We start from the raw sequence: 20,157 nt of genomic DNA, 5'->3' as shown, positions 1-20,157 counted from the left end.
ATTGGCGCCAGGCGAAATCGACATCGGGCCTGTGAACGCACGGCGGCCGGCGGCGCGGCGGTTGAACTTAGCGACCGCCGCTGGGCTCGTAATTCAGGTAGGGCCAACCGTATGGCCCGATCTGATCCCGTTCGCAGAAGGAATAAACGAGATGTACAACAAGACACTGACCGCCGCCCTCGCCGTTGCCATCCTCGGGTCTGGTGCTGCCTTCGCCGCCGACAAGCCCGGCGCCGACTGGATCAGCCTTGAGCAGGCCGTAGAGAAAGCCAAGGCCGCCGGCTACACCGAACTGCATGGCATCGAAGCCGATGATAATGGCTGGGAAGGCGAGGGCATGAAACAGGACGGCAAGAAGTACGAGTTCAGCATCGACGGCCGCACCGGCGAAGTGACCAAGGAAAAGGCCGACTGAGCGCGGCCAACCGTGCCTGACAGCTGAGCGCAGCACCGGTTCGAACGCGGTGCCGCGCTTGGCGGTTACCTGCCGCGACACGCCCGCAACGGGAGGCAGCGGCCGGTAGAGCGAGTATCATCGACGGCTTTCGTCGCTCCCGTGTCCACGCGCATGTCCGCTTCCAACCCCCGTCCCAGCACCCTGCATCTGCCCCAAGGCGATTGGCCCACGGTACTCGATTGCCTGTGCGCGCACTTCCCGGCGATCAGCCGCGCTACCTGGCTCGACCGTATGGCCCGCGGCCGCGTGCTGGATGCGCAGATGCAGCCGATCGATGCCGCGCAGGCCTATCGGGTCGGCATGCGCATCCATTACTTTCGCGAAGTGCCGAACGAGACCCCGGTGCCGTTCGAAGAACGCATCCTGCACGTCGACGAGCATCTGGTGGTGGCGGACAAGCCGCACTTTCTCTCGGTGATGCCGGCCGGCGAATACGTCAACGAAACCCTGCTGGCGCGGCTCGGCAAACGGCTGGGTAACGCCGATCTGGTGCCGATTCATCGCATCGATCGGCTCACCGCCGGGCTGGTATTGTTCTCGGCCAACCGGGAAAGCCGTGGCGCCTACCAGGCGTTATTCCGTGAGCGGGAGATCAGCAAGCGCTACGAGGCAATCTGCCCGGCGCTGCCGCATCTCGAATTTCCCTTGCACCGGCGCCTGTGCATGGTGCCGGGTGACCCTTTCTTCCTCATGCGCGAAGGGAAGGGCGAGCCGAACAGCGAAACCCTGATCGAGGTGCTCGAGCGGCGCGGCGACTTCTGGCGCTACGGGCTTTCCCCCATCAGCGGCAAAAAGCACCAGCTGCGCCTGCACATGGCTACCCTCGGCGCCGGTATCTGCAACGACCCGTTTTACCCCGAGCTGCTCGAGCGCAGCGAGCGTGAGGCCGATGACTACGCGCGGCCACTTAAGCTGCTGGCGCGTGGATTACGCTTCAGCGATCCGCTGAGCGGAGCGCTGCGCGAATTCGAGAGCACGTTGCAGCTGGACTGGTAACGGCGTTAGGGGCGCTGATGGTCGTGCGATGCAGAGTGTTTTTGTGAGCGGGCTAAGGCAGCGCCACCGCCTCAGCGCAGCAGCGGCCTGAGCGCCTCGGCCAGTTGCGGGGCCATGCTCAGCGCATTGCTTTCATGGGCGATGCAGTCGGTGCTCCAGATATGACCGACGCCGGCGGCGCGGATCACCGCCAGGGCATCGTCGGCGAACAGCGCGTGGGTCACCGCGACGTCCACCGAGGCGGCGCCGGCGGCCAGCAGTTTCTCCGCGGCGTTGGCAAGGGTGCGACCGGAACTGGCGACGTCATCGAGCAGCACCACGTGGCGTCCGGCAAACGCCAGCGCCGGCAGTGCGATGTCGACCTGGCGATCGCCGTGGCGCACCTTGTTGCACACGCCGTGTTCGAAGCCATGTTCGACGGCGGCGGCTTCGATCCATTGCAACGCCTCGGCATCCGGGCCGATCAGCAGGGCGTCGGGATGCCGCTCGGCGATCAGCCGTGCCAGCGTCGGTGCCGCGCATAGCGTGACGGCATCTTCCAGCGGCACGGCTTCCTGCAGGGTGGCGACACGGTGCAAGTGCGGATCGACCGTGATCAGCCCGTCGAACTGGCTGGCCAGCAGCTGGCCGAGCACCCGCTGGCTGACCACTTCACCGGGATTGAAGGCGATGTCCTGGCGCATGTAGGCCAGATAAGGCGTGACCAGGATCAGTCGCCTGGCGCCCAGGCGGCGCGCCTCGCCGGCGATCAGCAGCAGCTCGACCAGCTTCTCGTTGGGATGGTCGAGGCCGCGGTAGATCACCAGTTGCTCGGCGATGGCCTCGCCTTCGCTCAATGGCAGACGCAGGCGCAGTTCGTCATCGGGAAAACGGTGGCGCTCGACTGCCGCGGCGGCCAGCCCAGAGGCTTCGGCCAGTCGCAGGGCGGCGGCGCGCTCGTCATCGAAATACAGCAGCTGGTTTTGCATCGGCACTCCCGAAACGGTTTTGGGCTGTCCGGCGCTGCCGACCTGATCCTCCGGTGATCTCGGCGCGGCAGTCCGCCTGAATGGGATACAGACAGCCTGCGACGCACCGCCGTTCGCCGTGGGTGGCCAGTGGTCGTCAGCGCGCTGCCCAGCCGCCGTCCATGTTCCATGCCGCGCCGCGTACCTGATCGCCGGCCTCGCTGCACAGGAACAGCGCCATGGCACCCAGTTGCGCGGGGGTGACGAAGTCCAGCGAGGGCTGCTTCTCGGCCAGCAGGTCGTGGCGGGCGCGTTGCTCGTCACCGCTCTCCCGCGCGCGCTCGTCGATCTGCTGCTGCACCAAGGGGGTCAGCACCCAGCCGGGGCAGATGGCATTGCAGGTGATCGGCGTGGTGGCGGTTTCCAGCGCGACGACCTTGGTCAGCCCGACCAGTCCGTGCTTGGCGGCGACGTAGGCGGCCTTCTGCTCGGAGCCGACCAGCCCGTGCACCGAGGCGACGTTGATGATCCGTCCCCAGTTGCGCTCGCGCATGCCGGGCAGGGCCAGGCGTGTGGTGTGGAACGCCGAGGACAGGTTGATGGCGATGATGGCGTCCCAGCGCTCCACCGGAAACTGCTCCACCGGCGCGACATGCTGGATGCCGGCGTTGTTGACCAGAATGTCGACGCCGCCGAAGTCGCGCTCGGCATAGGCGAACAGCTCGGCGATCTGTGCCGGATCGGACACGTCCGCCCCGTGGTGCCCGACCTTGCGGCCGTGTCTGCCGACCTCCGCCAGCGCTGCCGAGGCATCGCCGAAACCGTTGAGAATCAGATCGGCGCCGGCCTCGGCCAGCTTCAGCGCAATGCCCAGCCCGATGCCGCTGGTGGAGCCGGTGACCAGTGCGGTCTTGCCTGTGAGGTTCATGGTTTCTCCCGCTTGGTGGCGACCGCACTGGGCGGCGCCTCGTTTTTCTTGTTGTCGGAAGGCAATCGCAGATGTCGTGATGCTCGCCGAAATCGGCGAAGCGCCGCGATCAGACGATGCCGGTAGCGTAGTACACGCCGATCACGAAGAAGGCCGCGGTCGTGGCGATCAGGGTAATGGCGAAGATGTCCTTGTAGGATTCGCGGTGGGTCAGCCCGGTGACCGCCAGCAGGGTGATCACCGCGCCGTTGTGCGGCAGCGTGTCGAGGCCGCCGGAGGCCATCGAGGCGACCCGGTGCAGCACTTCCAGCGGGATCTGCGCGGCGTTGGCGGCGGCGACGAAGCTGTCGGCCATGGCGGCCAGGGCGATACTCATGCCGCCGGAAGCCGACCCGGTGATGCCGGCCAGCAGGTTGACGGTGATCGCTTCGTTGATCAGCGGATTGGGAATCGCCGAGAGGGCATCGGCGACCACGATGAAGCCCGGCAGCGAGGCGATCACCGCGCCGAAGCCGAATTCCGACGCGGTGTTCATCGCCGCCAGCAGCGAACCGCCGACCGCCGTGCGGCTGCCCTCGGCGAGCTTGCCGCGCAGGGTGCCGAAGCTGGCCGCCAGCACCAGCGCGATGCCCAGCAACAGTGCCGCTTCCACCGCCCAGATGGCGGTGAGCTTGCCCACTTCGGTGACCAGCGGGGCGCTCATGCCCGGCAGCTGCAGGCTGTGGCTGGTGCCGTAGAACTCGGGAATCCAGCGGGTGAACAAGAGATTGGCGACCAGCACCAGAATCAGCGGCGACAGCGCCAGCCAGGGGTTGGGCAGGGCGATGTCGGTCGGCGTTTCCGGCTCGTTGCGCAGGTTGGTGCCGTAGCCTTCTCCGGCGGCGATGGCCTTGCCGAGCTGCCACTTGAGATAGAGCATGCCCAGGCCGAACACGAATATCGTGCCGATCAGGCCCAGCCAGGGTGCGGCCCAGGTGGTGGTGTTGAAGAAGGTGGTGGGGATGATGTTCTGGATCTGCGGTGTGCCGGGAATGGCGGTCATGGTGAAGGTGAACGCGCCGAGGGCGATGGTCGCCGGGATCAGCCGCTTGGGCATGTTGCTCTGGCGGAACATCTCGGCGGCGAACGGGTACACCGCGAACACCACGACGAACAGCGACACGCCGCCGTAGGTCAGCAGCGCGCAGACCAGCACGATCACCAGCATCGCCTGGCTGGTGCCGAGCAGGCGGATCGCCGCGGCGACGATGGAGCGCGAGAAGCCGGACATCTCGATCAGCTTGCCGAACACCGCGCCGAGCAGGAACACCGGGAAATAGAGTTTGATGAAGCCGACCATCTTCTCCATGAAGATGCCGGTGAAGGCCGGCGCCACGGCGGACGGGTCGGTCAGCAGTACCGCGCCCATGGCGGCGATGGGGGCGAAGAGGATGACGCTGTAGCCGCGGTAGGCGGCGAGCATCAGCAGGGCCAATGCAGCAAGGGCGATGACGACGCTCATCGGGGATGATCTCCTGGCCCCGTGCGGCACGACCGAACGCTGCCGAAGGCATTCGGGGACTCGCTGCTGCACGGCAGGCGCATTGTTTTTCTTGTTTCGGCTGCGGACAGTGCCGCACAGTGATTTAGCGAGTTCCGTGCCAGATACGCAACTCGCTGATTTCGATAGGGTTTGTCGAGTATGTCCAGAATGGTGGACGGCTTTTGTGTCTGGAGGGCTGGACAGTGCGGTCCAGCATTCCGGACAGCAAGACCGTCCGGAATGACCCTGTGTCTCAGGTCAGGAAATAGAGCCCGCCGGCGATCACCACGCCGGAGAACACCAGGCAGAGCAGGCAGTAGCCCATGATGTCGCGGGCACCTAGCCCGGCGATGCCCAGCAGCGGCAGGGCCCAGAACGGCTGGACCATGTTGGTCCAGGCATCGCCCCAGGCGATCGCCATGGCCGTCACTTCCGGCGCCACGCCCAGCGCCGCGCCGGCCGGCAGCATGATCGGACCCTGCACCGCCCACTGGCCGCCGCCGGAGGGCACGAAGACGTTGACCAGCCCGGCGCTGAGAAAGGCCAGTACCGGGAAGCTCTCGGCCGACGACCAGGCGATGAAGGTATCGGTGACCTGGCGCCCGAGCGATACGCCAGCGGCGTTGGCACCGACCATCATGCCCATGATCCCGGCGTAGAAGGGGAATTGCACGACGATGCCAGCGATGCCGCGAATGCTCTCCTCGATGGCGCGCATGTAGCGCTCCGGTGTGCCATGCATCAGCAGGCCGGCGAAGAGGAAGATCGAGATCACGATGTTCAGGCTCAGCGCCAGGCCGTTCTCGCTGAAGTGCCGGTAGAAGAACAGCACCGCCAGCGCGACCATGATCAGGCCGAGGACGCGGCTGTCGTCCAGGCGCTGGGTGCCGGTCTCGCGCGGGATGTCGCTCGGCTGGGGTTCCTCCAGCAGCGCCGGGTCGACCACTTTCGGTGTCTTCGGCTGCATGGCCCAGTTCAGCAGCGGCAGGCCCACCACCAGCACGGCGATGATGATCAGGTTGTAGGAAGCGAACAGCGTTTGGCCGACGCCGATGGCCTCGGTCAGCGCGCCGCCGGTCATCTTCTCAAGATCGGCGCCGCCGCTGGCCAGCGACAGCGGAATCGAGCCGGAAAAGCCGCCATGCCAGATCAGGAAGCCGGAATAGGCCGAGGCCACCAGCAACGGGTAGTCGACGCCGCGCACCTGGCGTGCCAGCGCGCGGGCGAACACCGCGCCGATCACCAGGCCGAAGCCCCAGTTGATCCAGGAACCGGCTAGCGCTACCAGCGTTACAAGGATGATGGCCTGTCCCGGTGACTGCGGGATACGCGCCATGCGGTCGAGCAGACGATTGATCGCCGGCGCCCGTGCCAGGGCATGGCCGGTGACCAGGATCAGCGACATCTGCATGGTGAAGGCCAGCAGGTTCCAGAAGCCGTTGCCCCAGTGCTGTGCCATCGCCGGCAGGCCCTGGCCGGTGCTGAGCATGGCCGCAATCAGCACGATCAGCGTGAGCAGGATGGCGAAGACGAAGGGCGAGGGGAGGAAGCGTTGCACCAGATAGACGCTGGCGGCGGTTATTCTGTTGAGCACGATGGGGTTCCCCCTTGTTGTCGTTATGTCGCCGCGCAGGTGCGGCACTTCGCTTATGAGTGCAGCGGCGGCCGGCTGTTCCCGCTGCGCTCCGCTTCAGGAGGTTGGTCGATGCGTGTTGCGCTTTTGCTGTCACTGCTGGTGCTTATGGGCGCCGTTGAGGCGGACGAGCCGTTGCGGCTGCGCCTGGATGGACATGAGCTGCACGCCGAATACGCGCAGACCGTCGCCCGGCGCGAACGCGGGCTGATGGGGCGCAGCGAGCTGGCCCGCGACAGCGGCATGCTGTTTCGTTTCGACGAGGTGCGCCGGCACTGCCTGTGGATGAAGGACACGCCGCTGCCGTTGTCGGCGGCGTTCTTCGATGAGGACGGGGCGGTGGTCGATGTGATCGATCTGCAGCCGTTGAACCTGGAAATTCGCTGCTCGAAGCGGCCGGCACGGTATGCGCTGGAGATGGATCAGGGCTGGTTCGCCGAGCGGGGAATCGGTCGGGGTGCGCGGCTGGAAGGGATTCCGGAGGAGTAGGAGTCCAAGCGGTGCGTCGGTGCGTCGGTGCGTAGGGTGGATAACGACGAAGCCTTATCCACCGTAACCAGGCCCGACGCATGCGGATGCTTGGGACGGTGTCGGAGGCGATCTTGGTGGACGCGTGGAAAAGGCTCTGGCCGTTTTCCACCCTACGCTTTCATTCCCTCGTGGCGGCTGCTTCGCCCGTCGGGTGGATAACGGCTCCGCCTTATCCACCGCCTGCTGCGAACCCGGTCTGAAGCCTCAATCCAACGGCAACTCCGTGGTCCGCTTCACCTCGCTCATGGCGATGTGCGAGTGCGCTTCCTGCACGTGTGGGCGCTGCAGCAGCTGGTCACGCAGGAAGCGCTCGTAGCTGTCGATGTCCCGAGCCACCACCTTGAGCAGGTAATCCGATTCACCGGCCATGGTGTGGCACTCCAGCACCTCGGGGTAACCCACCACAGCCCGCTCGAACTCGTCGAGGTTGCTGCGCCCGTGGGCGGAGAGCTTGATGTTGACGAACACCGTCATGTTCAGCCCGAGCTTCTTCGGGTTGAGCAGGGCGACCTTGCGCTCGATCAGCCCTTCCTCCTGCATACGATGGATGCGTCGCCAGCAGGGCGATTGCGACAGCTCAACCTTCTCGGCGATTTCCGCGGCGGAGAGGTCGGCGTTGTGTTGCAGCAGCAGGAGGATCTTGCGATCGATGCTGCTCAATGGCGAAGTCTGCATGGTCGTGCCTGTTTTCTTGTTGTAAGCGAATGGGTCATGCACAGAAGCGCTGTTCTACCGCAAAAGTAGAAAGAAAATCTCTCCGCGTCACGGCCAGACTGTTAATCGACACGCGACGGTGGGGTGATCCCCTGCCGATTGCCGGCGTGAAGAAACAACCGTGCGGTTTCTTCATGACTGCGTCAGGCGGGTAGCGAACAACGCTGCCCTGACTCCGATAACAACAAATTAGGAGCGCCCCATGTCTCTGGCCGAGATCCGTCTGGACGACAAGTACCGGCTTGCAACCGGTCATCTGTACCTCACCGGCACCCAGGCGCTGACCCGCTTGCCGATGCTGCAGCATCAGCGTGATCAGGCCCGTGGTTTGAATACCGGTGGCTTCATCTCCGGCTATCGCGGCTCGCCACTGGGCGGGCTGGACAAGAGCCTCTGGGAAGCCCGCGACTACCTCAAGCAACACGCCATCCATTTCCAGCCGGGCGTCAACGAAGAGCTGGCCGCCACCGCGGTGTGGGGCAGCCAGCAGACCAACCTGTTCCCCGGCGCCAGATACGATGGCGTGTTCGCCATGTGGTACGGCAAGGGCCCGGGCGTCGACCGTGCCGGAGACGTGTTCAAGCATGCCAACGCGGCGGGTGTGTCGCCCCAGGGCGGCGTGCTGCTGCTGGCGGGTGACGACCACGGCTGCAAATCCTCGACGCTGCCGCACCAGAGCGAGCATGCCTTTATCGCCGCTTCCATACCCGTGTTGAATCCGGCCAATGTCCAGGAAATCCTCGACTACGGCATCATCGGCTGGGAGCTGTCGCGCTATTCCGGCTGCTGGGTGGCGCTGAAGACCATCGCCGAGAACGTCGATTCCTCCGCCGTGGTGGAAGTCGATCCGCTGCGCGTGCAGACGCGTATTCCGGAAGATTTCGAGCTGCCCGAGGACGGCGTGCACATTCGCTGGCCGGACCCGCCGCTGGCTCAGGAAAAGCGCCTCAACCTGTTCAAGATCTACGCCGCTCGGGCCTTCGCCCGGGCCAACAGCCTGAACCAGGTGATGCTCGATTCGCCGAATCCGCGCTTAGGCATCATCACCACCGGCAAGTCCTATCTCGACGTGCGTCAGGCGCTGGATGACCTGGGCCTCGACGAAGCGCTGTGCGCCTCGGTCGGCCTGCGCGTGCTGAAGGTCGGCATGAGCTGGCCGCTGGAGCCGGTCTCCGTGCACGAATTCGCCCAGGGGCTGGACGAGATTCTGGTGGTCGAGGAAAAGCGCAGCATCCTCGAGGACCAGCTCACCGGGCAGCTCTACAACTGGCCCGTCAGCAAGCGTCCGCGGGTGGTCGGCGAGTTCGACGAACAGGGCAACTCGCTGCTGCCGAACCTCAGCGAGCTGACCCCGGCGATGATTGCCCGGGTGATCGCCAAGCGCCTCGCGCCGATCTACACCAGCGACAGCATCCAGGCGCGCCTGGCCTTCCTTGCTGCCAAGGAAAAAGCCCTGGCCGCGCGCAGCTACAGCACCGTGCGCACGCCGCACTACTGTTCCGGCTGCCCGCACAACAGCTCGACCAAGGTGCCGGAAGGCAGCCGCGCCTCGGCCGGTATCGGCTGTCACTACATGGTGCAGTGGATGGACCGGCGCACCGAGACCTTTACCCAGATGGGCGGCGAGGGCGTCAACTGGATCGGCCAGGCGCCGTTCACCGACACCCCGCACATGTTCCAGAACCTCGGCGACGGCACCTACTTCCACTCCGGCAGCCTCGCGGTGCGTGCGGCAGTGGCAGCCGGCGTCAACATCACCTTCAAGATTCTCTACAACGATGCCGTGGCCATGACCGGCGGCCAGCCCATCGACGGCGAGCTGCGCGTCGACCAGCTCAGCCGGCAGATCTTCCACGAGGGCGTCAAGCGCATTGCCCTGGTCAGCGACGAGCCGGACAAGTACCCGACCCGCGATACCTTCGCGCCGATCACCAGCTTCCACCATCGCCGCGAACTGGATGCGGTGCAGCGTGAGCTGCGTGAATTCAAGGGCGTCTCGGTGATCATCTACGACCAGACCTGTGCCACCGAGAAGCGTCGTCGGCGCAAGCGCGGCAAGCTGGAAGACCCGGCCAAGCGCGTGTTCATCAATCCCGCCGTGTGCGAGGGTTGCGGCGACTGCGGCGAGAAGTCCAACTGCCTGTCGGTGCTGCCGAAGGAAACCGAGCTGGGCCGCAAGCGCGAGATCGACCAGAACGCCTGCAACAAGGACTACTCCTGCGTCGAGGGCTTCTGTCCGAGCTTCGTCACCGTGCATGGCGGCGGGTTGCGCAAGCCCGAAGCCGTGGCTGGCGGTATCGAGGCGGCGACCTTGCCCGAGCCGCAGCATCCGTCGCTGGAGCGGCCATGGAATGTGCTGATCCCCGGCGTCGGCGGCAGCGGCGTGACCACCCTCGGCGCGCTGCTCGGCATGGCCGCGCACCTGGAAGGCAAGGGCTGCACCGTGCTCGACCAGGCCGGTCTGGCGCAGAAATTCGGCCCGGTGACCACTCACGTGCGCATCGCCGCTAAGCAGAGCGACATCTACGCGGTGCGTATCGCCGCCGGTGAAGCCGACCTGCTGCTGGGCTGCGACCTGATCGTCGCGGCGGGCGATGAATCGCTGACCCGCCTCAACGAGCAGATCAGCAATGCCGTGGTGAACAGCCACGAGTCCGCCACCGCCGAGTTCACTCGCAACCCGGACGCCCAGGTGCCCGGCGCGGCCATGCGCCAGGCGATCAGCGACGCGGTCGGCGCCGAAAAGACCCACTTCGTCGATGCCACCCGCCTGGCCACGCGGCTCTTGGGCGATAGCATCGCCACCAACCTGTTCCTGCTCGGCTTCGCCTATCAGCAGGGGCTGCTGCCGATCAGCGCCGAGGCCATCGAGAAGGCCATCGAGCTCAATGGCGTTGCCGCCAAGCTGAATCTGCAGGCCTTCCGCTGGGGCCGCCGTGCGGTGCTGGAACGCGAGGCCGTGGAGGGGCTGGCGCGCCCAGTCGAGGTCGCCGAACCACTCTGCAAAACCCTGGAAGAGATCGTCGAGTGGCGCGTGGATTTCCTTACCCGCTACCAGAACGCCGGGCTGGCGCGCCGCTATCGCCAGCTGGTCGAGCGCGTGCGCGATGCCGATACGGCGGACGATCTGGCGCTGTCCAAGGCCGTCGCCCGCTACTACTTCAAGCTCCTGGCCTACAAGGACGAGTACGAGGTGGCGCGGCTGTACAGCGAGCCGGAGTTCCGCCAGCAGCTCGAGGCGCAGTTCGAGGGCGACTACCGGCTGCAGTTCCACCTCGCTCCGGCCTGGCTGACCAAGCGTGACCCCGTCACCGGTGAGCCGCGCAAGCGCGAGCTGGGGCCATGGATGCTCAATGTGTTCGGTGTGCTGGCCAAGTTCCGCTTCCTGCGTGGCACGCCCCTGGACCCGTTCGGCTATGGCCACGACCGCCGCGTCGAACGCCAGTTGATCAGCGAGTACGAGAAGACCGTGGACGAGCTGCTGGTCCAGCTCAAGCCGACCAACTACCGCACCGCCGTGGCCATCGCCGCGCTGCCGGAGCAGATCCGCGGCTACGGCCCGGTGAAGGAGCGTTCCATCGCCAAAGCCCGCCAGCAGGAAAAGTTGCTCCGCGAGCAGCTGGCCAAAGGCGACGAGGTGCAGAGCGTACGGCTGTTCCAGCCGGCGGCGTAGCTCGCAGTGCGCTAGCGGGGTGAAATCGGTCGCCCCGCGTGAGCACACCGCCGCAGGCGATACCCGCTAACGAGGCCCTGTCCGTGACAGGCCACCAGACAAACAAGAACGAGGTAACCCAATGTCCGTCTTCGCTCATCCTGACTTCGACCGCCACGAGCAGGTGGTCTTCTGCCATGACCAGGCGTCGGGTCTGAAAGCCATCATCGCCATCCACGACACGCGCCTCGGGCCGGCGCTGGGTGGCTGCCGGATGTTCCCCTATGCCAGTGACGACGAGGCCCTGCGCGATGTGCTGCGGCTGTCGCGCGGGATGACGCTGAAATCCTCGCTGGCCGGGCTCAAGCTCGGCGGCGGCAAGGCGGTGATCATCGGCGACCCGCACACCGGCAAGAGCCAGGCGCTGCTGCACGCCATGGGCGACTTCGTCGACAGCCTCGGCGGGCGCTACATCACCGCCGCCGACTCCGGCACCGGCGATGCCGAAATGCAGGCCTTCGCCCAGCGCACCCGCCATGTGGTCGGCGCCACGCCGCGCACGCTGCTCGACGGCAGCGTCGCCAGCGGCGACCCGTCGCCGTCTACCGCCTACGGCGTCTTCGTCGGCCTCAAGGAAGCGGTGCGCCAGCGCCTCGGTCGCGACGAGCTGACCGGGCTGAAGGTGGCGATCCAGGGCGTCGGCCATGTCGGCCTGGGGCTGGCGCGGCACCTGAAAGCGGCGGGCGCCGAACTGTGGGTGGCGGACATCTTCGATGCCAACGTCAAGCAGGCAATGGACGAGCTGGGAGCCAACGTGGTGCGCCCGCAGGACATCTACGGTCTCGATGTTGACGTCTTCGCGCCCTGCGCCATGGGCGGCATCCTCAACGAGCAGACTCTGGAAGTGCTGCGTGCCCCGGTGATCGCCGGTGCGGCCAACAACCAGCTGGCCAGCGCCGAGATCGGCGTCGAGCTGCAGCGGCGCAGCCAGCTCTACGCGCCGGACTACGCAATCAACGCCGGCGGCATCATCGACGTCTACTACCAGCGCAACGGCGGCAGCGCCGCACAGATCGATGCCCATGTGAACGCCATCGCCGGCACGCTGCGCGAGATTTTCGAGCGGGCCGCCGCCAGTGGCGAGTGCACCTCGGTGATCGCTGACCGCCTGGCGCTCGAGCGTTTGCAGGCCGGCGGCGCGCCTCAGGTCGCGACGCTGCAGCGGCAGGCTTCATGACGGCACATGGCCGGTCGCCCGAGCGCGCCGGCCTTCGCTGAGCGGGGCGGCGGGCTCTGATCGCCAGCGCCGTGCCCGCTCCGTTCGTTCGCACCATCCCTGACAAAAACAACAAGCAGGAATCCGCAATGACCGATAAAACCAGCCTCGCGGCCGGCACCTTCGCCGGCGCACGCGCACGCATCCAAGACAATGCCAGCCGAGGCCTGTGGTCTTCGCGCTGGGTGTTCTTCCTCGCCGCCACCGGTTCGGCGGTGGGCCTGGGCAATATCTGGAAATTCCCCTACGTGACCGGGCAGAACGGCGGCGGCGCCTTCGTGCTGGTCTACCTCGCCTGCATCCTCCTGATCGGCATTCCGCTGCTGATGGCCGAAGTGATGATCGGCCGTCGCGGCCGGGCGAACCCCGATGGCGCCGTGGTGCGGTTGGCGCGCGAAGCCGGGGCCAGTTCACGCTGGCGCGTGGTGGGCTGGCTCGGCGGGCTGACCGGCTTTCTTATCCTGAGTTTCTATCTGGTGGTGGCCGGCTGGGCGCTGGCCTACGTGCCGGCGACCTTCAGCGGCGGTTTCGCCGGGGTCAGCGGCGAGGCCAGTGGCGAGCTGTTCGGCGCGCTATTGGCGGACCCGCTACGCCTGGTGGTCTGTGCCACGCTGGTGCTAGCGGCGACCATGCTGATCGTCGGCTTCGGCGTGCGCGGCGGGCTGGAGCGATCGCTGCGCTTTCTGATGCCCGGGCTGTTCGTGCTGATGCTGGTGCTGGTGGTCTACGCCGCCATCGAAGGCGAGTTCGCCCAGGCGCTGCAGTTCCTCTTCGTGCCGGACTTTTCCGCGCTCACTGCGCAGAGCGTGCTGGTCGCCCTCGGCCATGCCTTCTTCACCCTGAGCCTGGGCTGCGGCGCGATGATGGTTTACGGCTCCTATCTGCCGGAAGGCACCTCGATCGCCAAGACCTCGATTCTGGTGGCGCTGGCCGATACCGCGGTGGCGCTGCTGGCCGGCCTGGCGATCTTCCCGCTGGTGTTCGGCAACGCGCTGGAGCCGGGGGCCGGGCCGGGGTTGATCTTCGTCACCCTGCCGATCGCCTTTGGCCAGATGCCGCTGGGGCAGGTCGTCGGCGGGTTGTTCTTCGTGATGCTGGTGATCGCCGCGCTGACCTCGGCCATCTCGCTCTCGGAGCCGAGCATCGCCTGGCTCACCGAGCGCTTCCGCATCAGCCGGACCAAAGCGGTGCTGGGCAGCGGCCTGGTGCTCTGGCTGCTGAGCCTGGGCAGCGTGTTCTCGTTCAACCACTGGGCGGACTACCAGCTGTTCGGCAAGACCTTCTTCGACACCCTGGACTACCTCACCACCAATTGGCTGATGCCGCTGGGCGGGCTGGGCACGGTGCTGTTCACCGGCTGGGTGCTGCAGCGTCACGTGGTCAGCGAGGCCATCGGCATTCGCAACCCCGGGCTGTTCCAGGCCTGGTGGAAGCTGCTGCGCTACGGCACGCCGGTCGCCATCGTGCTGGTGTTCCTCAACCTGATCGGGTTGATCTGAGCGGTCGATGCAGGCCGCGTGAGCCGCGTGGACAAGGCTGCGCCGTTGTCCACCCTACGCCGCCCTGCACCTGGCCGTAGGGTGGAAAACGCGCAAAGCGCTTTTCCACCATTCCACAGCATGTGTGGCACCAAGACTGCGGCAGCTTGTCGCACCGGATTGTCAGCTTTTCGTTACGCCTGGCAAGCCGCCGGGCCAGGTTTTCCGTCACTGACGGCACTGTAAGGAAATACTGACAGCCGACCCGCCAGCAGCAGCCTTCCGCGCTCGTAAAGCGGGATTGTCCACGGCCACCCGCTGGGGTGTGATGGGCCCAGCCAAGCCGTGCGACGGCAATCCTCACAACAATAATCAGGAGGCGATATGAACGCCGTGAACAAGATCGAGCAGCACAATCCCATCGGCACCGACGGTTTCGAGTTCGTCGAATTCACCGCGCCGAATGCCGAGGGCATCGAGCAGCTGCGCACGCTGTTCACCCAGATGGGCTTTACCGAAACCGCCAAGCACCGCTCCAAGGAGGTCTGGCTGTTCCAGCAGCACGACATCAATATCGTGCTCAATGGCAGTCCTACCGGGCATGTGCGCGAGTTCGGCAAGAAGCACGGCCCGAGCGCCTGCGCCATGGCCTTCCGGGTGAAGAATGCGGCGCAGGCCGCCGCCTACGTCGAATCCCAGGGCGCCAAGCTGGTCGGCAGCCACGCCAACTTCGGCGAGCTGAACATCCCCTGCGTCGAAGGCATCGGTGGCTCGCTGCTGTATCTGGTCGACCGCTATGGCGACAAGAGCATCTACGACGTCGACTTCGAGTACATCGAAGGGCGCACGCCGAACGACAATGCCGTCGGCCTGATGTGCATCGACCACCTGACCCACAACGTCAAGCGCGGGCAGATGGACGTCTGGTCCGGTTTCTACGAGCGCATCGCCAACTTCCGCGAGATTCGCTATTTCGACATCGAGGGCAAGCTCACCGGGCTGTTCTCCCGCGCCATGACCGCGCCCTGCGGCAAGATCCGCATCCCGATCAATGAGTCGGCCGACGACAAGTCGCAAATCGAGGAATTCATCCGCGAGTATCACGGCGAGGGCATCCAGCACATCGCGCTGTCCACCGACGACATCTATGAGACCGTGCGCCGCCTGCGTGCCAACGGCGTGGACTTCATGACCACCCCGGACACCTACTACGAGAAGGTCGATACCCGCGTCGCCGGCCACGGCGAGCCGCTCGACCAGCTGCGCGAGCTGAACCTGCTGATCGACGGCGCGCCGGGCGTCGCTACGTCGGGCGTCGCTACGCCGGGTGATGACGGCATCCTCCTGCAAATATTCACCAACACGGTGATCGGCCCGATCTTCTTCGAAATCATCCAGCGCAAGGGCAACCAAGGCTTCGGCGAAGGCAACTTCAAGGCGCTGTTCGAATCCATCGAGGAAGACCAGGTGCGCCGCGGCGTGATCAAGGCGGGCGAGTAAGTCGAGAGTCAGGGTGGGCTGCGTAGGGTGGATGTCGCGAAGCACATCCACGCGTTCGGTTGGCCCGACACAGGCGCGTGGAACCCGACACAGACGCGTGGAAGATGCTTCGCAGTCTTCCACCCTACGCACCGGCACCCACGGCATTGCCATTGAGATCACGCGGTATCACGAGGAGAGGCACATGAGCCGCAAATGGATCAGTTTCCCCATCCGCGAGGGTGAGAGTTCGCGTCAGGCGCACTGCGATTTTCCGCAGGGCACCTACGAGCGCGAAATGGGCCGCGAAGGCTTCTTCGGCCCGGCTTCGCACCTGCATCACAAGCATCCGCCGACCGGCTGGATCGACTGGGAAGGCCCGCTGCGCCCGCACGCCTTCAACTTCAATCACATCCCCAGCGAAGGTGACTGCCCGCTGCAGGCGCCGTTGGCGCTGCACAACGCCGACGTCAAGTTGCGCCTGTGGAAGACCAACGGCGCCATGCGCCACCTGGTGCGCAACGGTGACGGTGACGAACTGCTATTCATCCACGAGGGCGCCGGGCATTTCTACTGCGACTTCGGCCACCTGGAATTCCGCGACGGCGACTACCTGATGATCCCGCGCGGCACCGCCTGGCGCATCGAGGCGACGCAGCCGGTGTTCATGCTGCTGATCGAGAACACCGATGGCGCCTACCAGCTGCCGGAAAAAGGCCTGGTCGGCCCGCATGCCATCTTCGACGCCGCCGTGCTCGACCATCCGCGGCTGGACGACGCCTTCCGCGCGCAGCAGGACGAGAACCCCTGGCAGATCCGCATCAAGCGGCGCGGCCAGATCACCACCGTGACCTACCCGTACAACCCGCTGGACGTGGTCGGCTGGCACGGCGACAACACCGTGGTACGGCTCAACTGGCGTGACATCCGCCCGCTGATGAGCCATCGCTACCACCTGCCGCCGTCGGCGCACACCACCTTCGTCGCCAACGGTTTCGTGGTCTGCACCTTCACGCCGCGGCCGGTGGAATCCGACCCGGGTGCGCTGAAGGTGCCGTTCTTCCACAACAACGATGACTACGACGAGGTGCTGTTCTACCACCGCGGCAACTTCTTCAGTCGTGACAACATCGAGCAGGGCATGGTGACCTTCCACCCCTGCGGCTTCCCCCACGGGCCGCACCCGAAGGCGCTGAAGAAGGCCAGCACCGACCCGGCGACCTTCGCCGACGAGGTGGCGGTGATGATCGACACCCGTCGTGCGCTGGAAGTCGGCGAGGCTGCCGCAGCCGTCGATGTCCCCGAATACGTCAACTCCTGGCGTGCGCCGGGCAAGGAATCCTGATGAAACTCGCAACCCTCAACCAGGGCCGCGACGGTGTGCTCGTCGTGGTCTCCCGTGATCTCGCCCAGGCGGTGAAAGTGCCGCAGGTCGCCGCCACGCTGCAGGCCGCGCTGGATGACTGGCAGTACTGCAAGCCGAAGCTGGAAGCGGTCTATCAGCGCCTCAACGACGGGCTGGAGGAGGGCGCCTTCGCCTTCGACCAGGCCGCCTGCCACAGCCCGCTGCCACGCGCCTACCACTGGGCCGACGGCAGCGCCTACGTCAATCACGTCGAGTTGGTGCGCAAGGCGCGCGGCGCCGAGATGCCGGAATCCTTCTGGCACGACCCGCTGATGTACCAGGGCGGCGCCGACGCCTTTATCCCGCCGCACAGCCCGATCCGCCTGGCCGACGAGGCCTGGGGCATCGATATGGAAGGCGAACTGGCGGTGATCACCGACGACGTGCCGATGGGCGCGACGCCGGCCGAGGCGGCCTCGCACATCCAGCTGCTGATGCTGGTCAACGACGTCTCGCTGCGCAACCTGATCCCCGGCGAGCTGGCCAAGGGCTTCGGCTTCTACCAGAGCAAGCCGTCATCGAGCTTCTCGCCGGTGGCGGTGACGCCGGACGAGCTGGGCGAGAGCTGGCGTGACGGCAAGGTGCATCGGCCGCTGGTTTCGCAGATCAACGGCGAGCTGTTCGGCCAGCCGGATGCCGGCACTGACATGACCTTCAACTTCCCGACCCTGGTCGCCCACGCCGCGCGCACCCGTCCGCTGGGCGCCGGCAGCATCATCGGCTCGGGCACGGTGTCGAACTACGACCGCAGCGCCGGCTCGTCCTGCCTGGCCGAGAAGCGCATGCTCGAGGTCATCGAGCACGGCGAGGCGAAGACGCCGTTCCTCAAGTTCGGCGACCGGGTGCGCATCGAGATGTTCGACGCCGCCGGGCAGAGCATCTTCGGCGCCATCGATCAGCAGGTCGAGCGCTATGAGCACTGAGCTGACGCTCTACGGCTACTGGCGCTCCAGTGCCGCCTACCGGGTGCGCATCGCGCTGAATCTGAAGGGCCTGGCCTACCGGCAGGTGCCGGTGCATCTGGTCAAGGATGGCGGCCAGCAGCGTGCGGCCGATTACCGCGCCCTCAACCCGCAGCAGCTGGTGCCGTTGCTGGTCGATGAAGCCAACGGTGGCGCGCGCATCAGCCAGTCGCTGGCGATTCTGGAGTACCTCGACGAGGTGTTTCCGGTGCCGGCGCTGCTGCCGGCCGATCCGGTCGAGCGCGCCCGGGTGCGCGCCCTGGCGATGCACATCGCCTGCGAGATTCATCCGCTGAACAACCTGCGCGTGCTGCAGTACCTCAGTGCCGAACTGGGCGTCGACGACGAGGCGAAGAACGCCTGGTACCGGCACTGGGTCGATCAGGGCCTCGCCGCCGTGGAAGCGGGCCTGGAATGTTTCGATGGCAGGCTTTCCCTGAACGATCGGCCAGGTTATCTGGAGGCATGCCTGGTGCCGCAGGTATACAATGCGCGCCGTTTTGCCTGTGACCTCGCGGCGTATCCACGCATTCTCGAGATCGTCGCACGCTGCGAGACGCTTCCGGCCTTCCAGCAGGCCGCGCCGGAGGTGCAGCCCGACGCTCAATGAAAGACTGAATCCGCCTTGCACGCCGCCGCGCCCTGCGCGACGGTCCCGATCCCGTCACAGATAACAACAAACAGGTGACGTATGACTCGTGAAAAACCGAAGAACCTCTGGCTCTCGCGCTGGGGTTTCATCCTCGCGGCAACCGGCTCGGCCGTGGGCCTGGGCAACATCTGGAAATTCCCCTACATCACCGGCGAATTCGGCGGTGGTGCCTTCGTATTGATGTACCTGCTGTGCATCCTCGCCATCGGCGTGCCGGTGATGATGTGCGAGATCGCCATCGGTCGCCGCGGCCGTGGCAGCCCGATCGACGCCATCGGCCGGGTGGTCCGCGAGAACAACGGCAATCCGCTGTGGAAGGCGGTGGGCGGCATGGCCATGACCGCCGGCTTCCTGATCCTCTGCTTCTATGTCGTGGTCGCTGGCTGGGCCTTCGCCTACACGGTGAAGATGCTCGACGGCTCGCTGACCGCGACCAGCGTCGAGGCGCTCGGCGGGGTGTTCGAGGCGCACAACGCCAACCCGTGGGAGCTCGGTGGCTGGAGCCTGCTGGTGGCATTGCTGACGCTGTGGATCGTCGCCAAGGGCGTGCAGAAGGGCATCGAGAATGCGGTGCGCTGGATGATGCCGGGCCTGGCCGTGCTGCTGCTGATCCTCGTGGGTTACGCGGTCACCAGCGGCGGCTTCGATCAGGGCTTCGCCTTCCTGTTCAGCTTCGACACCTCGAAGATCACCGGCGAAGCGCTGCTGGCCGCGCTCGGCCACGCGTTCTTCACCCTCAGCCTGGCGTCCGGCGCGATCCTCACCTACGGCTCGTATATTCCGGATGACCAGTCCATCGCCCGCACCACCTTCATGGTCGCCATCGCCGATACCTGCGTGGCGCTGCTGGCGGGCCTGGCGATCTTCCCGATCATCTTCGCCAATGGTATGGACCCGACCGCCGGCCCCGGCCTGATCTTCATGAGCCTGCCGCTGGCCTTCCAGCAGATGCCGTTCGGTACCGCCTTCGGCGTGCTGTTCTTCGCCATGGTGTCGATCGCCGCGCTGACTTCGGCGATCTCCATGATCGAGGCCACCGTCGCCTACCTCAACGAGAAGCACGGCATTTCGCGGATGAAGGCGGCAATGGGTTCCGGCGTGGTGCTGCTGGTGATCAGCCTGCTGGCGATGCTCTCGTTCAACCTGCTGTCGGGCTGGACGCCGATGGGCAAGAACTTCTTCGACTGGCTGGATTACCTGACCTCGCGCTGGATGATGCCGCTGGGCGGGATCTTCACCGTGCTGCTGGCCGGCTACGCGCTGCGCAGCGAAATCATGCGCGACGAGCTGAACCTGCCGCCGCTGGGCTACGCGTTGTGGCTGTTCATGGTGCGCTACGTCTGCCCGGTGCTGATCCTCATGGTCTTCCTGCATGCCCTTGGCTGGCTGGGCTTCGACCCGCTGCAGCGCTGGTACTGGATCGCCGGAGCGATCGGTGCGCTGGCGGTGCTGGGCGAGATGTTGCGCCCGCGGGTGATGCCGGCGCTGGCCGGGCGCTGAGGCCGCGTCAAGGCCGTGCGTGGTG

Annotated in this window: 16 protein-coding genes; 11 read left to right on the top strand and 5 right to left on the bottom strand. The window is 65.9% G+C overall.

Annotation, left to right across the window (positions count from 1 at the left end):
• Positions 1-151 precede the first annotated feature (151 nt).
• Together P5704_009285 and P5704_009280 are read left to right on the top strand one after the other, a co-directional pair.
• On the top strand, positions 152-415 hold the full coding sequence (locus P5704_009285; GenBank protein ID WOF80650.1) for a PepSY domain-containing protein: 264 nt from the start codon (positions 152-154) through the stop codon (positions 413-415).
• A 153-nt stretch (positions 416-568) separates the two neighbouring features.
• Entirely contained in the window at positions 569-1,453 is an 885-nt protein-coding gene (locus P5704_009280; GenBank protein WOF80649.1) for an RluA family pseudouridine synthase, read from the top strand.
• A 71-nt stretch (positions 1,454-1,524) separates the two neighbouring features.
• On the opposite strand, the gene P5704_009275 is transcribed toward P5704_009280, so the two are convergent.
• The 4 genes from P5704_009275 to P5704_009260 all read right to left on the bottom strand — a co-directional run bounded on the left by P5704_009275 (position 1,525) and on the right by P5704_009260 (position 6,444).
• Positions 1,525-2,421: a ribose-phosphate diphosphokinase gene (locus P5704_009275; GenBank protein WOF80648.1), complete on the bottom strand. Its 897-nt coding sequence runs from the start codon at positions 2,419-2,421 to the stop codon at positions 1,525-1,527.
• A 136-nt stretch (positions 2,422-2,557) separates the two neighbouring features.
• On the bottom strand, positions 2,558-3,328 hold the full coding sequence (locus tag P5704_009270) for a 3-hydroxybutyrate dehydrogenase (GenBank protein ID WOF80647.1): 771 nt from the start codon (positions 3,326-3,328) through the stop codon (positions 2,558-2,560).
• Between the two features lie 109 nt (positions 3,329-3,437).
• Entirely contained in the window at positions 3,438-4,829 is a 1,392-nt protein-coding gene (locus P5704_009265; GenBank protein ID WOF80646.1) for a GntP family permease, read from the bottom strand.
• Positions 4,830-5,103: 274 nt separating this feature from the next.
• A complete protein-coding gene (locus P5704_009260) occupies positions 5,104-6,444 on the bottom strand; it encodes a short-chain fatty acid transporter (protein ID WOF80645.1) in 1,341 nt (446 codons plus the stop codon).
• A 111-nt stretch (positions 6,445-6,555) separates the two neighbouring features.
• On the opposite strand from P5704_009260, the gene P5704_009255 reads away from it, so the two are divergent.
• The gene (locus tag P5704_009255; GenBank protein ID WOF80644.1) at positions 6,556-6,972 is read left to right on the top strand and encodes a DUF192 domain-containing protein; all 417 of its coding nucleotides are present in this window, start codon (positions 6,556-6,558) and stop codon (positions 6,970-6,972) included.
• Between the two features lie 246 nt (positions 6,973-7,218).
• On the opposite strand, the gene P5704_009250 is transcribed toward P5704_009255, so the two are convergent.
• Complete coding sequence (locus tag P5704_009250; protein WOF80643.1) at positions 7,219-7,689, bottom strand: Lrp/AsnC family transcriptional regulator; 471 nt, start codon at positions 7,687-7,689, stop codon at positions 7,219-7,221.
• Positions 7,690-7,930: 241 nt separating this feature from the next.
• Between P5704_009250 and P5704_009245 the strand changes: the two genes are divergently transcribed.
• The 8 genes from P5704_009245 (at position 7,931) to P5704_009210 (ending at position 20,132) form a co-directional block, all read left to right on the top strand.
• Entirely contained in the window at positions 7,931-11,401 is a 3,471-nt protein-coding gene (locus P5704_009245; protein WOF80642.1) for an indolepyruvate ferredoxin oxidoreductase family protein, read from the top strand.
• A gap of 121 nt (positions 11,402-11,522) precedes the next feature.
• Positions 11,523-12,617: a Glu/Leu/Phe/Val dehydrogenase dimerization domain-containing protein gene (locus tag P5704_009240; GenBank protein ID WOF80641.1), complete on the top strand. Its 1,095-nt coding sequence runs from the start codon at positions 11,523-11,525 to the stop codon at positions 12,615-12,617.
• Positions 12,618-12,745: 128 nt separating this feature from the next.
• Positions 12,746-14,155, top strand: a complete 1,410-nt coding sequence (locus P5704_009235) for a sodium-dependent transporter (protein WOF80640.1) — start codon at positions 12,746-12,748, stop codon at positions 14,153-14,155.
• A 363-nt stretch (positions 14,156-14,518) separates the two neighbouring features.
• Positions 14,519-15,634: a 4-hydroxyphenylpyruvate dioxygenase gene (gene hppD / locus P5704_009230; GenBank protein WOF80639.1), complete on the top strand. Its 1,116-nt coding sequence runs from the start codon at positions 14,519-14,521 to the stop codon at positions 15,632-15,634.
• Positions 15,635-15,818: 184 nt separating this feature from the next.
• Positions 15,819-16,958, top strand: a complete 1,140-nt coding sequence (locus P5704_009225) for a homogentisate 1,2-dioxygenase (GenBank protein WOF80638.1) — start codon at positions 15,819-15,821, stop codon at positions 16,956-16,958.
• On the top strand, positions 16,958-17,941 hold the full coding sequence (locus P5704_009220) for a fumarylacetoacetate hydrolase family protein (GenBank protein ID WOF80637.1): 984 nt from the start codon (positions 16,958-16,960) through the stop codon (positions 17,939-17,941). The genes P5704_009225 and P5704_009220 overlap by 1 nt, the downstream gene beginning before the upstream one ends.
• On the top strand, positions 17,931-18,590 hold the full coding sequence (gene maiA, locus P5704_009215) for a maleylacetoacetate isomerase (protein ID WOF80636.1): 660 nt from the start codon (positions 17,931-17,933) through the stop codon (positions 18,588-18,590). Before P5704_009220 ends, maiA begins: the two co-directional genes overlap by 11 nt.
• A gap of 81 nt (positions 18,591-18,671) precedes the next feature.
• Complete coding sequence (locus P5704_009210) at positions 18,672-20,132, top strand: sodium-dependent transporter (GenBank protein ID WOF80635.1); 1,461 nt, start codon at positions 18,672-18,674, stop codon at positions 20,130-20,132.
• The last annotated feature ends 25 nt before the right edge of the window (positions 20,133-20,157 follow it).

The organism is Pseudomonas sp. FeN3W (assembly GCA_030263805.2).
GTDB lineage: Bacteria > Pseudomonadota > Gammaproteobacteria > Pseudomonadales > Pseudomonadaceae > Stutzerimonas > Stutzerimonas stutzeri_G.
This window is presented reverse-complemented; position numbering and strand designations above follow the sequence as displayed.